The sequence below is a fragment of the Clostridium moutaii genome (genome assembly GCF_041205085.1).
Classification (GTDB): Bacteria; Bacillota; Clostridia; order Clostridiales; family Clostridiaceae; genus Clostridium_B; species Clostridium_B moutaii.
Genome location: NZ_JBGEWD010000051.1, coordinates 1 through 525 on the forward strand (window position 1 = coordinate 1; position 525 = coordinate 525).

Consider the following 525-nt stretch of genomic DNA (forward strand, 5'->3'; position numbering starts at 1 on the left):
CGTAAAATGAAAATGTAACTTCTTGTTTGCAGTACTTAATTCGTCTTTCAATAAGTTAATCTTGCACGATAATATAGGTATATGCAAGTGCAAGACTGCCATGGATCTTTGATCCTTCGATTCCTCCATGCTTATAGGAGGTTACTATGTCTAATGCTAATTATAATGGTAAACATTTATCAACTACACAACGTATCAAAATTGAAAAGGGTCTTATTGATGGTAAATCTTTTGCTTCTATTGCAAAAACTATAGATAAACATCCTAGTACTGTTTCTAAAGAAGTAAAAAAATATCGCTACTTTCCAGATAGAGACGACCCACAACATTTGATTAACTGTGCAAGAAAGAAGATCTGCCAGCTCCGTTTCCTATGCGATAATAAAGATTGTGTGAAGCTTTGCAAAATCTGTTACAGTCCCTCCTGCGGAAGAGACTGTAGAAAAATCTGTCCAGAATATATTCCTAAGGTTTGCCCTAAGATAAAAAAGGCCCCTTATGTCTGCAATGGGTGTCCTAAAATAA

1 protein-coding gene is annotated in these 525 nt (G+C 35.2%); it reads left to right on the forward strand.

Annotation, left to right across the window (positions count from 1 at the left end; genetic code table 11):
* Positions 1-146: 146 nt before the first annotated feature.
* The coding region (locus AB8U03_RS18040; protein ID WP_369705933.1) for a helix-turn-helix domain-containing protein at positions 147-525 on the forward strand (379 nt) is incomplete at its 3' end.